Genomic DNA, 14,238 nt, shown 5'->3' with positions numbered 1-14,238 from the left:
ATGGCTCGGCTCTACAGAAGGGCTCATAATCCAAGGGCACCCCGTCTCTGACCGCCATGCGGTCGGTGACGGGGCGTTTTCGTTTCCGGTCAAGAGACAGAAGATCCATGAAATCGATCTGTGTGTACTGTGGTTCCAACGCTGGCAGCAAGCCGGCCTACACCGAACGCGCCATTGCCCTGGGTGATCGCATCGCCCGCGATGGCCTGCGCCTGGTGTATGGCGGCGGCAACGTTGGCCTGATGGGCACCGTGGCCAACGCCGTGCTCGCCGCTGGCGGCGAGGTGACCGGCGTGATCCCGCGCCAGCTGGCCGACTGGGAAGTGGCCCACCGCGGCCTGACCGAACTGGAGATCGTCGGCTCGATGCATGAGCGCAAGTCGCGCATGTTCGACCTCGCCGATGGCTTCGTTGCCCTGCCCGGTGGCTTCGGCACCATGGAAGAGATCTTCGAGATGCTGACCTGGCGCCAGCTGGGCATCGGCAACAAGCCGTGCGCGTTCCTCGATGTGGAAGGTTTCTACGCGCCGCTGATCGGCATGATCGACCGCATGGTGGAAGAGCGTTTCCTGCATCCGGACCAGCGCCAGGACCTCTGGTACGGCTCGGACATCGAGGAAATGCTGGTGTGGATGCAGAACTACCAGCCGGCGCAGGCCTCGAAGTGGATCGACGAGAAACGTCGCTCGGCTCTGCGCTGAAGTGAACCGTCGCGGTGGCTCACGCCAGCGTCCGCGCCCACGGTGCGGGACGGCCCAGCAGGTAGCCCTGGCCATAGTCGCAACCGAGTTCGCGCAGTGTCTGCCGCTGCGCCTCGGTCTCGATGCCTTCGCCAATGGTTTCGATGCCCAGAGTGCGGGCCAGTGACAGCACGCCTTCGACCAGCGCGCGCGTGCTCTGCACTTCCGGCCCGTGCAGGCCGGCGATGAAACTCTGGTCGATCTTCAATGTACTGATCGGGAATCGGTGCAGGTAGGACAGCGCAGAGAAGCCGGTACCAAAGTCGTCCAGCTGCACCTGGATGCCACGCTCGCGCAGGCCCTGCAGGATGCGCAGCGTGTGCGGCGCATCGTCCAGCAGCGCGACCTCGGTAATCTCCAGCCGCAGCCGGCGCGGATCGGCGCCACACGCGTCGAGCAGGCCGAACAGGCGGTCGCTGAACTCGGCCGAGCGGAAATGGCGCGGCGAAACGTTCACCGAGACATAGCTCTGCCCACCTTCGGCCAGGCGCGCGATGACCTGCTCGTAGATCAGCCAGTCGACCTGTTCGATCAGGCCACTTTCTTCTCCCAGCTCCAGGAACGCGCCGGGCAACAGCAGGCCACGACGCTCGTGCTGCCAGCGGAGCAATGCCTCATGTCCCACCACTTCGCCATCGGACAGGCGCACGATCGGCTGGAAGAACGGAACGAAATCACGGTTGTTGATCGCGCGGCGCAGATCGGCTTCCAGGTCGAGGCTGCGCATGGCCTGTTCACGCATGTCCTCGTCGAAGATCGCGCAGCGGTCATGGCCCTGTGCCTTGGCCCGGTACATCGCCGCATCCGCATCACGCAGCAGTTCCTCGCCGGTACGGTAGCGCGGATTCCACAACGCGATACCCAGGCTGCCGGACGGGAACAGCTCGCGGCCGGCGATCCATATCGATTCCTGCAATGCCAGCAACAAGCGCTGGCCGAAATCCAGCGCCTGTGCCAGGCCCTGCGGGCATTGCAGCAGCACCGCGAATTCATCACCGCCCAGCCGTGCCACCACGTCATCGGCGCCGGCCATCGATACGATGCGCTTGGCGACCTCCACCAGCATGCGGTCACCCGCGGCGTGGCCGATGCTGTCGTTGACCAGCTTGAAGCGATCCAGGTCGAGGAACAGCACGGCGAACACCGGCCCACCCTCGCGCTTGGCCAGCGCCAGCGCATCCTGCAGGCGATCGAGCAGGTGCAGCCGGTTGGGCAGGCCGGTCAGCGCATCGTGCATGGCCTGATGGGTCAGGCGTTGCTCGGCCCGCAGGCGCTCGCCGATCTGGCCGAGCAACTTCTCGTTGACCTCGGCCAGCTCACGCGTGCGTTCATCCACGCGCTTTTCAAGTTCGGCATGCGCCAAACGCAGCCGTTGCTGGTCGCGCTGGCGCGCCAACCCGGTTCCGATGTTCTGCGCAACGAACGTCAGCAGCCGCTGATCGTGCACGCTGAACGTACTGTTCTCGCTGTAACTCTGCACCACGATCGCACCGACCACCTCGTCATCGCGCAGCAGCGGCACGCCCAGCCAGCAATGCGAGCGCGCGCCGGATTCACGCACCTCGCCACTGGCCAGCAGCGCATCGATCTGGGCGCGTGAGGCCAGTAGGGGCCGCCGGTTGCGCACCACGTATTCGGTCAGGCCGCGACTGAACGGACGAGGTGCACGGCTGGCATTGTGCTCGTCCACCGAATAGACGAAGTCCAGGCCGTTGCCGCTTCCGTTCACCAGCGCGATATAGAAGTTGCGCGCATCGAGCAGGCGCCCGACCACGCCATGCACCTGCCCGTAGAACTGGGCCAGGCTGTCGGCCGACATCGCCATTTCGGCAATGTTGTACAGCGCGGTCTGCAGTTGCTCGGCGCGCCGGCGCTCCGCCACTTCATCCTGCAGGCTGCGGTTGGCACGCTGCAGTTCCAGCGTGCGCCGCTCCACCTGTTGCTCCAGCCGGACCTGCGCCTGGCGCCGATCCATCGCAGTCTGCACGTGCTGCGCGACAAAGCCCAGCAACGCCCGCTCGGCCTCGCCATAACGGGCCGCCAGCTCATAGCTCTGCACCACGATTGCGCCGCATACCCGGCCATCGCGCAGCATCGGCACACCCAGCCAGTCCAGGCTCTCGGGGCCACGCTGCGGGTCGTGCTCCTGCTCGACCACGCGTGCCAGAAGTTCGCGCGAGGGTCCGCTGAGCGGCTTGCCGTGGCGCAGCAGCGCGACGGTCAGGCTGCGCGGCATCTCGGCGGCGTCATGGCTCTGCGACGGGTCGGCGACGAAATCGTCGACCTGGTCGGCGAAGTACAGGAAGCGGATCTGGTCACGCACATCATCGTATTCAACGATGTAGCAGTTCTCCGCATACATCAGCGTGCCGAGCACGCCGTGCACGTGACGCAGCATCTCCGACATCTCCAGATCGGCGCCGGCCAGATCGGCGATCTGGAACAGCGCCTGCTGCAACCGTTCAGCCTCTTCCAGCGCCTTGATCTGCCCGGCCTGGCGGCCACGCTGCAGTGCCAGTTCCATGGCCTGACGGGCCAGCCCCCACCACGCCGCGGAAGGCACGGCGCCTTCCACCGACAGCTGCAGGCGTGCACCGTCATGTTCCCAGCCATGGCAGCCGTCGCCGATGCCCGGCGCAGTGAACGCGCCTGCCGCCCCATCGGCCGGCCACCCGTCCTGACCCCGCCCGAGCTGCGGGTCGTCCCAGCCGACGCGGACCACAGCCGTTTCCGGCAAAAGCGCATGCAACGCGCGCACCAGCGCCGTGCTCAGCACGGCCTCGTGTGGTGGCTCTTCCGCCGGTTCAGCATGCGTGGACAAATGACAATCTCTTGGCGCCGTCTATGCGTCGCCTCCCCTGAGCCGACGAGCATAGCGCGCCACCCGGGGGGCAATGGAAGCCCGTAAACCCCGAATCGTGCGCCCGTACGTTTTTCCTGCTGTCCGCAGCCCCTTCCGAGCCATGACCCTCGCCCTGCCCGCCCCTGCCACCGGCTATGCGCCATCGCCTGCAGGCCTTACCCTGTACGCCGTGGAAGCCAGCGCACTGCCAACCGATGAAGCCTTGATGCTGGCCTGGGCCGGCGGCGACCTGCACGCGTTCGAAAGCCTGTATGCGCGCCATCGCAAACGACTGTTCGGCTTCCTGCTGCGCCAACTGCGCGACAACGCGCTGGCCGAGGAGATCTTCCAGGACGTCTGGCAGCGGGTGATCAGCGCCCGTGCCGGGTGGCAGCCCGAAGCGGCGTTCAGCACCTGGCTGTTCCGCATCGCCCACAACCGCCTGAACGACCATTGGCGCGCCGCCCGCCATCGCCCTGCCGCGCCGGCCGACGCCGACCTGCGCCTGGCCGCGATCGAGGACGGGCAGACCCCGGAAGCCGAACTTTCCGAATTCGAACAACGTCGCCGCATCCAGCTGGCGATGGAGCAATTGCCGCCGGAGCAGCGCGAAGTGCTGCAACTGCGGCTGGATCAGGAACTGAGCCTGGAGGAGATCGGCCAGATCACCGGCGTAGGCCGGGAAACCGTGAAATCGCGGCTGCGCTATGCGATGGACAAGCTGCGTGCGGGATTGAACGCATGAACCGAGACGAACCGCTGACGCCGGAAGAACGCGAGCTGGCCCGGCTGCTCGGCCGTCGCGCCGAGCAGGCACCACCGGCCGCACTGGACGCCGCCATCCTGGCTGCGGCGCGTGCCGCCGTGGACGCTCCGGGTACAGATGTTGCCGCCTCTCCCGAGGCGCCGCGCAAGCAGCGCACAGGCCCGCGTTGGCCAGCGGTGTTCGGCATCGCCGCTTCGATGGTGTTCGCCATCGGCATCGCCTGGCAGCTGCGTCCTGAACCGCCGCCGGTTCCGGCGGGCGAGACTGCTGTTGCCGCAGCACCGGCTGCGGCAGAAGACGTCGCGACTGCCGATCAGGCCGCTGGAAGTGGTTCGGCCCACAGCGCAGTGGCGGTTGCGGAACCAGCCGCTGCGCCGGCAGCACCCGAGTCCGCCCCTGTTTCCGCTGCCCCAGCGCCGGCCATCGCGCGTGCGCACAAGCCTGCGCCGGCCAAGACCGCTGAAGTGCCGGCCCAGGCCGCACGATCCATGGCTGCGGATGCGGCCGCCGACACCTCCTTTGCGACGCTCCCGTCCGCTCCGGCTGCAGCACCGCCCGCGCCACCTGCACCGACCGCCTACTCGGCACCCGCACCGGCATTCGCGCCAGCAGCGTCCGGGGCAATGAAAGCACGCACGGCGGCGGCACCGGCAGCCAATGCCACCGAGGCCGAGCGGGCGCAGGCGCTGGATCGGGTGGAGATCACCTCGATGAAGCGTGAGGCGCCCAGCCGTTCCGCACCGGGCGTCATGCGCCGCGGCAGCGATGCGGGCCTGAGCGCGGATGCCGTGCAGGCCGAGGTGGACGCCGACGCGCGACTGCCGCGCCGGCAGTGGCTGCAGAAAATCCGCGCGCGTCGCGACGATGGCCAGCGCGATCTGGCCCGCGCCAGCCTGGAGCGCTACGTGCAACAGTATCCGGAAGCACGCCTGCCGCGCGACCTGCGCCCGTTGCTGGACGACTGAAGCAGAACGTGATCTCCGGCGACCCCGTAGAATGACGGGAATGCTCGATACCCTCGCCCAGCCTGTCAGCCACACGCTGGAAGTCAAACACAGTCGTTTCATCGCCCATGCTGCGCCGATCGACAGCGCCGCAGCGGCCATGGCGATCCTGCAGCAGGTTGCAGCAGCCGACGCGACCCACAACTGCTGGGCCTACCGGTACGGCCAGGACTACCGCTCCAGCGACGATGGCGAGCCCGCCGGAACGGCCGGACGACCGATCCTGGCGGCGATCGATGGCCAGGGGTTCGACCGCGTGATGGTGGTGGTGACGCGCTGGTTCGGCGGCATCAAGCTGGGCGCCGGTGGACTGGTGCGCGCCTACGGTGGCGCTGCCGCCGAGTGCCTGCGCACCGCCCCCCGCCTGCCCCTGGTGGCGATGGCCCGGCTGCAGCTGCTGGCCGGCTTCGAGGACCTGGGCACCCTGCACGCCACCCTGCCCGCCTTCGGCGCCGGGAAGCTCGATGAACGGTTCGATGCCAACGGCGTGTGCCTGCGGGCCGAATTGCCGGCCGATCAGGTCGATGCATTGAAAATCCGCCTGCGCGACGCCACCCGTGACCGTATCCGCATACAAGACGACACCCAGGATGACTGACAAGGACGACGCCCCTGCCTCGACCCCGCCGCTGCGCCGCCTCGGCAGCCTGCGGACGTTGTGGCCGTTCGTGCGCCGCCATAGCGGGTTGTTCACCGCCTGGCTGCTGGCCCTGGCGGTCTCTTCGGCCGCCACGCTGAGCCTGCCCCCCGCCGTGAAGCAGATGATCGACCACGGCTTCACCAGCGGTGGCCAGATCAACCGTGCCTTCGCCCTGCTGATGCTGGTGGCGGTGGTGCTGGCACTGGCGACGGCCGCACGGTTCTTCTTCGTGTCGCTGCTGGGCGAGAAGGTCGTCGCCGACCTGCGCAGCCGCCTGTACGCACACCTGATCCAGCTCGGCGCCGGTTTCCACGACCGCAGCCGCAGCGGCGAACTGGTCTCGCGCCTGACCGCCGACAGCGAACTGCTGCGCAGCGTGGTCGGTTCGACCATGTCGGTCGCCCTGCGCAGCAGCGTCACCGTGGTCGGCAGCCTGGCGATGCTGTTCGTCACCAGCCCGCGGCTGGCCGCGTGGTCACTGCTCGGCATCCCGCTGGCGGTGCTGCCGATCATCATCGGCGCGCGCAAGCTGCGCACGGTTGCGCGCAGCAGCCAGGACCGCATCGCCGATGCCAACAGCCTGGCCAGCGAGACGCTGGGCGCCGTGCGCACGGTGCAGGCGCATGCGCGCGAGCCCTATGAGCGCGGGCGCTTTGACAAGGCGCTGGGCGATGCCATCAGTGCCGCACGCCGGCGCATCGGTGCGCAATCGCTGGTTACCGCCAGCGCCATCCTGCTGGTATTTGGCGCCATCGTTGGCGTGCTGTGGCTGGGCGCGCACGATGTCATCGACGGCCGCCTCAGTGCCGGCACGCTGGGCCAGTTCGTGTTGTACGCGCTGATCGGCGGCGGCTCGGTAGGCGCCCTGGCCGAAGTGTGGAACGAGCTGCAGCGTGCGGCCGGTGGCATGGGCCGTATCAGCGAGCTGCTGCAGGAAGACATCGAGATCCGTGCGCCGGCGCAGCCGCACGCACTGCCGCAACCGCTACGCGGCGAAATCCAGTTCGACGACGTGGTGTTCCACTACCCGCAGCGCCCGGACCAGGCCGCGCTGGACCACTTCAATCTGCATGTGCGCCCGGGTGAGACCGTGGCCCTGGTCGGCCCGTCGGGCGCAGGCAAGAGCACGGTGCTGTCGATGCTGCTGCGCTTCCACGATCCGGCCAGCGGCCGCATCTGCGTGGATGGCATCGACGTGCGCCAGGTCGATCCGGCCGAGCTGCGCGCGCAGCTGGCACTGGTACCGCAGCAGCCGACGCTGTTCGCAGCCAGTGCACGCGACAACATCCGCTACGGCAGGCTGCAGGCCAGCGACGCCGAGGTCGAGGACGCCGCACGTGCAGCAGAGGCCGATGGCTTCCTGCGGGCATTGCCGCAAAGCTACGACAGTGAGCTGGGCGAACGCGGTGCGCGCCTGTCCGGTGGCCAGCAACAGCGCGTGGCGATCGCCCGCGCGTTGCTGAAGAATGCGCCGATCCTGCTGCTGGACGAAGCCACCAGCGCGCTGGATGCGCAGAGCGAGCATGGCGTGCAGCAGGCACTTGAGCGGCTGATGGCCGGTCGCACCACGCTGGTCATCGCCCACCGCCTGGCCACCGTGCTCAAGGCCGACCGCATCGTGGTGATGGACCAAGGCCGTATCGTCGCCGAAGGTACCCATGCGCAGCTGCTGGCCGAAGGCGGACTGTACGCTGAACTGGCCCGACTGCAGTTCATCGATTGATGACGGCCGGCTAACATCGGCAAGACCAAGCTGGCCGCGCACCCGCAGCATCCGCTGAAGGAGGTACGCGATGTCGTTCCGTCAGTTCCCCGCCGTCGACAGTAATGGCGAAAGCCACATCATCATCGAATTCAAGCCCGAGGCGAACGGCAGCGGGCACCACTCCGAAGCCACGCCGCGCTATGAGCTGGATGACGGGCGCCAGCTGGTGCGCAATGGACGCGAGTTCACCACCAGTGGTGGTGAACTGCGGTTGACGATCTGAGGTTCGCCGGGCATGGCCCGGCGCTACCGCATTCGTGCTGCTCCGCGCTCGCGCTACCGGATCTCCATCCTCCGCTCTGGTAGGTGTCGACCTGGGTCGACACGCTTGTCGCCAAAAGGAGTCGAGCATGGCTCGACCCAACAAAGAAGCGCGGCCAATTTTTCGCCAGGTATCTTGACAGCCTTTCCCAGCAAGGGCTGAGCGAGGTTATCCACACATTTGCTTAGGATCCATCCACACCACCTGTGGATGAATGTGGTCAGCCGAGCACCCGCCCGATGCCGCTGGCATCCACTTCCGCAGCCGCCCGGGTGATCGCGGCCGGATCACTGCCGGCGATGAACCCGATGCGGAAGTGCACTTCGCCGCCGGGCGTACGTGAGGAATGGATCGAGGCCAGGCTGATGCGATGCTGCTCGAATACATTCAGCAGCTCACGCAGCGAGCCCGGCCGGTCTTCCGGCAGGTGCACCGACAGCGCGTTGCGCTCGGTCAGATCGGCCAGCAGATAGCCCACGCGTTCGAACGTATAGTTGCCGTCCGCCAGCGCCTGCTCACCGAAAGCACTGCGATTGGCCGACAGGAGCTGCTCGCGGAAGGCATCACGTGCACCGTCGTCCCCCTGCCCGACCTGCGCCTGCAGGGCCTGCAGCTGGCCCACCAGCCGCTCCAGCATCGGCGCCACATACGGGTTGCCGAACTGGATGTCTTCGTAGATCGCCGGGTTGAGCGACAGGATGCGCGAAATGATCGCCGTATCCAGCTCGAACGATGCCGAACGGTACGGCATCATCGCAGCCAGATCGCCCAGCTGCGGCTGGTACTGGCGCAACACGCCGGCCTGGGCCAGATGGGTGGCATGCACCATCGCCTGCACCAGCGCCATCATCTGGTCGTGGTGCTGCGGCGTGGCCCGCACGCACTCGGCCTGCAGCGCGGCGCACAGCGTATCGACCCACGCCTGCCAGAGCTGCAGCCGCGCTTCGCAGACCACCATCACCCGCCCCTTCAGGGTCGGCGCCTTCGGTGGTGCGGTCATCGGGTGCAGGCCAACCACTTCGGCCTGCGAGGCCAGCATCGCCTGCACCGGCGCCTCCTTTACCGAGGTCACATCCAGCCACAGCCTGCCCTGCTCGCGGCCCGCCGATTGCCGCACGTACTCGGCGATCAACGCCGGCGTGTGCCGGATCGGTGCCGAGAACACCAGCACATCGGCCTGCGCCAGCAGGTGTTCCGGCGTGTGCGAACCTGGGTCGGCCGGATCGTGGCCGATCACCTGCAGCTGCAGGTGCTGCTGGAAGAAGCGGGTCAGCCAGCGCCCGTAGGCGCCAGCGCTGCCGATGATGCCGACCGTGCGCGGCGTGCGTGGGTCCAGGCCGCTCATGCCACGCGTTCGGCGCGGAAGCGCATTCCTTCGGCCAGCGCCGCCGGCGCGGCGGCGACCACGTCGAATTCCTCGAAGCCGTTGTCCAGGGTCGCCTCCAGCGCCGCATGGGTGCCGGCAATCGCACGCGAAATCGCCTGCTGCATCGATTCGCCGCGCAGCAGGAACGACACCACCAGCGACATCAGCACATCGCCGGTACCGGCCACGTCCACCGGCAGCAGCGGCGAGGTCCAGCGCCAGGTTTCCTCGCGGCCGACGGCCAGGGTCACCAGTTCACCCGGGGTGCCGCCCACGCTGTGCGCGATCACCCAATGCGGGCCGCGATCCAGCAGCGTGCGCGCGGCGGCGAGGGCATCGGCCTCGGCCAGCGCCGGCATGCCGGTCAGGCGATTCAGTTCGAAAGCGTTGGGCGTCACCAGCCAGGCATGCGGCAGCAGGCGCTCGGCGAAGATCGCTTCCAGCCCGGGTTCCACGTAGGGGCCGGTGTGCGTGTCGCCAATCACCGGGTCCAGGCAATAGCGCAGCTGCGGGCAGCCCGGCAGGATGTCGTCCAGCCAGTCTGCGAAGGCGGCACCGTTGGCGGTGCTGCCGAAGTAGCCGGAGACCAGCATCTTCGCCCGCTGCGGCAGGCCGCGTTCGTGGGTGCCCAGCAGCAGGTCGGCGAACCAGTCAGCCGGCAGCACGCGGCCACGCGTGGTGTCGTAGAACGGCGCGTTGCTGAGAAGCACCGTCGGAATGCTTGCCACGCGCACGCCCAGCGCGCGCATCGGCGGTACGGCAGCGCTGTTGCCGGCGTGGCCGTAGACAAGTTGCGACTGGACCGAGATGACATCGATCGGCGACGGGCCGTCGGGCCGCTGGCGGCGGCCGTGGACCAGGTGGTTATCAAGGGATTCGCTCATGGTCGCATTCTACGCCCAAGGGGGTTTTCGGCAGGGCTTGCAGCCCTGCACCTGCCGAAGCTGCAAGTAACGGCAACGGCAAAAGCGAGCTATCCGTGGGGTAGCGGGGCGGTGTCGGAATGCGGGGACGCCGCAAGTACGTGCGTGTAGGCTTGGCAGCCGCATCCATGCGGCTGACACCCCGCACTCCGACACCGCCCCGCCTTCGACAGGTTCACGCGGCTGTTGGTAACTGCGGCTGTTGGTGGGTGTCGACCTTGGTCGACACATCTGTCAGATATCGAATGAATTCATCCACGCATGGCATGGGTCTACCGTGTCGACCAAGGTCGACGCCTACCAGAGCAGTACACCGTTCCGACAAATCGCAGGAAACTGTCGAAGGCGGGATGGGTCCGGTTGCGGCGGCGTGAGCGCCATGGATGGCGCGACCGAGCCTGCAGGGACGTATTCACGGCGTCCCCCGCAACCGGACCCACCCCGCCAATCCACGGATAGCGCGCTTCGGCTGTTGCCGTTGCCTCTGCGGGTGCAGGGCTGCAAGCCCTGCAACCCAACCCCCTCAGCGAGCAGCAGGCCGCGACGGCGGCAGCCACGCCGCCACGATGCCCAGCAACGGCAGGAACGCGGTCAGCTGGTAGACGTACTCGATGCTGGTCCTGTCCGCCAACAGGCCGAGCACGGCGGCACCCAGCCCGCCCATACCGAACGCGAAACCGAAGAACAGGCCGGACACCATGCCGATGCGGTGCGGCATCATCTCCTGCGCGTACACCACGATGGCCGAGAATGCCGAGGACAGCACGAAGCCGATCAGTACCGCGAGCACCGTGGTCCACAGCAGATCGGCATGCGGCAGCATCAACGCAAACGGCGCCACGCCGAGGATCGAGGTCCAGATGATCGGCTTGCGGCCGATCCGGTCACCCAACGGGCCGCCGAGGAAGCCGCCAGCGGCGGACGCCACCAGGAACGCGAACAGGTGCAGCTGCGCCTGCGCCACCGGAATGCCGAAATGGTGGATCAGGTAGAAGGTGAAGTAGCTGCCGATGCTGGCCATGTAGAAGTACTTGCTGAAGATCAGCACCAGCAGGATCGCCAGCACCTTGGCCACCGTGCGTGGTGGATGGCGCGGCGCCATCGAGGCGGTACTGGCTGGGCGCGGCGTGCCCAGATGCAGCGCGTACCAGCGGCCGACATAGGTCAGCAGCGCGATGCCGATCAGCGCCGCGCCTGCGAACCACGACGCGGCATGCTGGCCGTACGGCACGATCACTGCCGCCGCAATCAGGGGGCCCAACGCGGTACCGAAATTGCCCCCCACCTGGAACACCGACTGCGCGAAGCCATGACGGCCGCCCGAGGCGAGCCGCGCGATGCGCGAGGCCTCCGGATGGAAGATCGCCGAGCCGATGCCGACCATTGCCGCTGCCAGCAGCACCATCGCGTAGTTCGGTGCGAAGCCGAGCAGCAGCATGCCGCACAAGGTCGAGGCCATGCCGATCGGTAGCGAATACGGTGCCGGGCGGCGGTCGGTGGCTACACCGATCAACGGCTGGAAGATCGACGCAGTGAGCTGATAGGTCAACGTGATCAGGCCGATCTGGGTGAAGCTGAGACTGAAGCCACCCTTGATCACCGGATAGATGGCCAGGATCAGCGACTGCATCATGTCGTTGACGACGTGCGAGGTGGAAATGGCGGCCAGCACGCCGGGGGCCGCCGGGCGTGAGGTCGTTGCGGGAGAAGCCAGGGTCGACATGGACGCAGTCAGGTTGGGGGCGAGCCCCGCATGCTACGGTTGCCCTTCCCTCCCTTCTGGCGCGTTCAGGTCATGCCCTATCGCAAAAAGGACATAGCCAGTGACGTCGATCCGGCCGCGCCCTGGCGGGAGGTTCCACTGCATCGCCCGGTCACCTATCGGGTCACCCAGTACCCGGTAGGTACCCACATCCCTGGTCACAAGCATCAGCGCCACCAGCTGGTCTACGCCATCTCCGGCCTGATGGTGGTGCGGTCGGAAGTCGGGCGCTGGGTGGTGCCATCGAACCGCGCGATCTGGATGCCGGCCGGCATGGTGCACGCGGTGGACTGCATCGCCGCCGTGCACATGCGCAGCCTGTACATCGACCCGCCGTTTGCCCCGCACCTGCCGACCGAGCCGTTCGCGGTGCAGGTGTCGCCCCTGCTGCGCGAGCTGCTGCAGGCCGCCACGCTGGTCAAGGGCGAGCACATCGAGGACAGCCGCGATGGCCGCGTGGTGCGCCTTCTGCTGGACGAACTGCATCGCATGGACGTGCTGCCTCTGCACCTGCCTGCGCCAAGCGACCCGCGCCTGCTGCGGATCTGCCAACACCTGCAGAAGCACCCCGGCGACGACGCCACACTGCAGGACTGGGCACAGGCGCTGGAGGTGGACGTGAAAACCATCCAGCGGCGCTTCGCCACCGAGCTGGGCATGACCTTCGGCCAGTGGCGGCAGCAGGCACGGCTGCTGGCCGCGATGGAACGGCTGGCGGTCGGTGACAAGGTCATCGATGTCGCGCTGGCGACGGGCTACGACAGCCCCAGCGCGTTCACCAGCATGTTCAAGCGCCAGCTGGGGCAGACACCTGCGGCGTTTTTCCGGTAACGGCATCCACGCATGGCGTGGGTCCACCATCGCGGCGCATGCCCGGCGGAAACCATCGCGGATCGCAAACGAGAACGCCGGGCATGGCCCGGCGCTTCCGCTTAACGCTTCGGTTGAGAAACTCAGGACGTCATCCGGTCCCAGAAGCCCTTCACGCCGTCGATGAAGGTGGCCGACTTCGGCGAATGCTTGCGCGCTTCCTCGCCGACGAAGGTGGCTTCGAACTGCTCCAGCAGCTTGCGCTGTTCGGTGGTGAGGTTGACCGGAGTCTCCACCACCACGCGGCAATACAGGTCGCCTTCGCTGCGGCTGCGCACCGAACGCACACCCTTGCCGCGCAGGCGGAACAGCTTGCCGGTCTGGGTCTCGGCCGGAATGCGGATCTCCGCTTCGCCGCCGAGGGTAGCCACGCGCACGGTGTCACCCAGTGCCGCCTGCGAGATGCGGATCGGCACTTCGCAGTGCAGGTCGTCGCCATCGCGCTGGAAGATCGCATGCTCGCGCACGCGCACTTCCACGTACAGGTCGCCCGGCGGCGTACCGGCCGGCCCGGCTTCACCCTCGCCCTGCAGGCGGATGCGGTCACCGGTATCGACGCCCGCCGGCACCTTCACCGACAGCACCTTGTCTTCCTCGACGCGGCCGTTGCCGTGGCAGGTCTTGCAGGGCTTGGCGATGATCTGGCCACGGCCGCCGCAGTTGTGGCAGGCCTGCTGCATGGCGAAGATGCCGCGCTGGATGCGCACCTGGCCGCGGCCATGGCACACGTTGCAGGTCTCGACCTTGCCGTCCTCGGAGCCACTGCCATCGCAGTCGCCGCACTCGGCCAGGGTCGGAATCTCGATGCGGCGCTCGACGCCGCGCACGGCCTCTTCCAGATCCAGCTCCATCACGTAGCCGATGTCGGCGCCGCGACGGGCCTGGCGCGGACCACCGCCGCCACCGCCAAAGATGTTGCCGAAGATATCGCCGAAGATATCGTTCATGTCCGGGCCGCCCGGGCCGCCGCCGCCCATGCCGTGCTCGAACGCGGCGTGGCCGTGGCTGTCGTACATGCGGCGCTTGTTGCCGTCGGACAGCACTTCGTAGGCTTCCTTGCACTCCTTGAAGGAGGCCTCGGCCGCCGCATCACCCGGGTTGCGGTCCGGATGGAACTTCATCGCGCAGCGACGGTACGCCTTCTTCAGCTCGTCGTCGGTGGCGGTGCGGGCAACGCCCAGCACTTCGTAGTAATCGCGCTTGCTCATATCGTGAATCGGGTTCCGGAAAGTCGGGATTCGTCAAAGCGGAAGAGCGGAACCAGGTCCGCTCTTGCGTCGGGCGCCCCGACACGCCGG

12 protein-coding genes are annotated in these 14,238 nt (G+C 67.5%); 7 read left to right on the top strand and 5 right to left on the bottom strand.

Annotation, left to right across the window (positions count from 1 at the left end):
* Positions 1–107 precede the first annotated feature (107 nt).
* Positions 108–701 (top strand): LOG family protein, encoded by a 594-nt coding sequence (locus AC5P8U_RS06810; RefSeq protein ID WP_005416197.1) that lies wholly within the window; start codon positions 108–110, stop codon positions 699–701.
* A 19-nt stretch (positions 702–720) separates the two neighbouring features.
* Here AC5P8U_RS06810 and AC5P8U_RS06805 read toward each other — a convergent pair whose 3' ends face one another.
* On the bottom strand, positions 721–3,561 hold the full coding sequence (locus AC5P8U_RS06805) for a bifunctional diguanylate cyclase/phosphodiesterase (protein ID WP_088497659.1): 2,841 nt from the start codon (positions 3,559–3,561) through the stop codon (positions 721–723).
* 247 nt (positions 3,562–3,808) lie between these two features.
* Here AC5P8U_RS06805 and AC5P8U_RS06800 point away from each other — a divergent pair, with 247 nt between their 5' ends.
* From AC5P8U_RS06800 to AC5P8U_RS06780, 5 genes are all read left to right on the top strand, one after another.
* Positions 3,809–4,327, top strand: coding sequence for an RNA polymerase sigma factor (locus AC5P8U_RS06800; protein ID WP_229298559.1), 519 nt, complete (start codon positions 3,809–3,811; stop codon positions 4,325–4,327).
* The gene (locus AC5P8U_RS06795) at positions 4,324–5,313 is read left to right on the top strand and encodes a hypothetical protein (RefSeq protein ID WP_088497660.1); all 990 of its coding nucleotides are present in this window, start codon (positions 4,324–4,326) and stop codon (positions 5,311–5,313) included. Before AC5P8U_RS06800 ends, AC5P8U_RS06795 begins: the two co-directional genes overlap by 4 nt.
* Before the next feature lie 40 nt (positions 5,314–5,353).
* The gene (locus tag AC5P8U_RS06790) at positions 5,354–5,950 is read left to right on the top strand and encodes an IMPACT family protein (protein ID WP_072168299.1); all 597 of its coding nucleotides are present in this window, start codon (positions 5,354–5,356) and stop codon (positions 5,948–5,950) included.
* Complete coding sequence (locus tag AC5P8U_RS06785; protein WP_447897139.1) at positions 5,943–7,715, top strand: ABC transporter transmembrane domain-containing protein; 1,773 nt, start codon at positions 5,943–5,945, stop codon at positions 7,713–7,715. Before AC5P8U_RS06790 ends, AC5P8U_RS06785 begins: the two co-directional genes overlap by 8 nt.
* 70 nt (positions 7,716–7,785) lie before the next feature.
* Positions 7,786–7,980 carry a hypothetical protein gene (locus AC5P8U_RS06780; protein WP_005416191.1) on the top strand — a complete coding sequence of 65 codons (195 nt, stop codon included), beginning with the start codon at positions 7,786–7,788 and terminating at the stop codon, positions 7,978–7,980.
* A gap of 259 nt (positions 7,981–8,239) precedes the next feature.
* Here AC5P8U_RS06780 and AC5P8U_RS06775 read toward each other — a convergent pair whose 3' ends face one another.
* The 3 genes from AC5P8U_RS06775 to AC5P8U_RS06765 form a co-directional block, all read right to left on the bottom strand.
* On the bottom strand, positions 8,240–9,364 hold the full coding sequence (locus AC5P8U_RS06775) for a prephenate dehydrogenase (protein WP_088497661.1): 1,125 nt from the start codon (positions 9,362–9,364) through the stop codon (positions 8,240–8,242).
* A complete protein-coding gene (pdxY, locus tag AC5P8U_RS06770; protein ID WP_061477932.1) occupies positions 9,361–10,269 on the bottom strand; it encodes a pyridoxal kinase in 909 nt (302 codons plus the stop codon). Before pdxY ends, AC5P8U_RS06775 begins: the two co-directional genes overlap by 4 nt.
* A 562-nt stretch (positions 10,270–10,831) precedes the next feature.
* Complete coding sequence (locus AC5P8U_RS06765; protein WP_072168302.1) at positions 10,832–12,031, bottom strand: MFS transporter; 1,200 nt, start codon at positions 12,029–12,031, stop codon at positions 10,832–10,834.
* A 72-nt stretch (positions 12,032–12,103) separates the two neighbouring features.
* Between AC5P8U_RS06765 and AC5P8U_RS06760 the strand changes: the two genes are divergently transcribed.
* Positions 12,104–12,901, top strand: a complete 798-nt coding sequence (locus AC5P8U_RS06760; protein ID WP_065179663.1) for an AraC family transcriptional regulator — start codon at positions 12,104–12,106, stop codon at positions 12,899–12,901.
* 122 nt (positions 12,902–13,023) lie between these two features.
* On the opposite strand, the gene dnaJ is transcribed toward AC5P8U_RS06760, so the two are convergent.
* Entirely contained in the window at positions 13,024–14,148 is a 1,125-nt protein-coding gene (gene dnaJ / locus AC5P8U_RS06755) for a molecular chaperone DnaJ (RefSeq protein ID WP_072168303.1), read from the bottom strand.
* Positions 14,149–14,238: the final 90 nt, after the last annotated feature.

It is taken from the genome of Stenotrophomonas sp. YJH_SMC_81 (genome assembly GCF_059370875.1).
The sequence above is the reverse complement of the archived record's forward strand: the minus strand, read 5'-3'. Positions and strand labels throughout refer to the sequence as shown.

Excerpts from the sequence above, each read along its gene's own strand:
- AC5P8U_RS06810 (WP_005416197.1), top strand. The coding sequence starts at position 108 with ATGAAATCGATCTGTGTGTACTGTGGTTCCAACGCTGGCAGCAAGCCG.
- AC5P8U_RS06800 (WP_229298559.1), top strand. The coding sequence starts at position 3,809 with ATGCTGGCCTGGGCCGGCGGCGACCTGCACGCGTTCGAAAGCCTGTAT.
- AC5P8U_RS06795 (WP_088497660.1), top strand. The coding sequence starts at position 4,324 with ATGAACCGAGACGAACCGCTGACGCCGGAAGAACGCGAGCTGGCCCGG.
- AC5P8U_RS06790 (WP_072168299.1), top strand. The coding sequence starts at position 5,354 with ATGCTCGATACCCTCGCCCAGCCTGTCAGCCACACGCTGGAAGTCAAA.
- AC5P8U_RS06785 (WP_447897139.1), top strand. The coding sequence starts at position 5,943 with ATGACTGACAAGGACGACGCCCCTGCCTCGACCCCGCCGCTGCGCCGC.
- AC5P8U_RS06780 (WP_005416191.1), top strand. The coding sequence starts at position 7,786 with ATGTCGTTCCGTCAGTTCCCCGCCGTCGACAGTAATGGCGAAAGCCAC.
- AC5P8U_RS06775 (WP_088497661.1), bottom strand. The coding sequence starts at position 9,364 with ATGAGCGGCCTGGACCCACGCACGCCGCGCACGGTCGGCATCATCGGC.
- pdxY (WP_061477932.1), bottom strand. The coding sequence starts at position 10,269 with ATGAGCGAATCCCTTGATAACCACCTGGTCCACGGCCGCCGCCAGCGG.
- AC5P8U_RS06765 (WP_072168302.1), bottom strand. The coding sequence starts at position 12,031 with ATGTCGACCCTGGCTTCTCCCGCAACGACCTCACGCCCGGCGGCCCCC.
- AC5P8U_RS06760 (WP_065179663.1), top strand. The coding sequence starts at position 12,104 with ATGCCCTATCGCAAAAAGGACATAGCCAGTGACGTCGATCCGGCCGCG.
- dnaJ (WP_072168303.1), bottom strand. The coding sequence starts at position 14,148 with ATGAGCAAGCGCGATTACTACGAAGTGCTGGGCGTTGCCCGCACCGCC.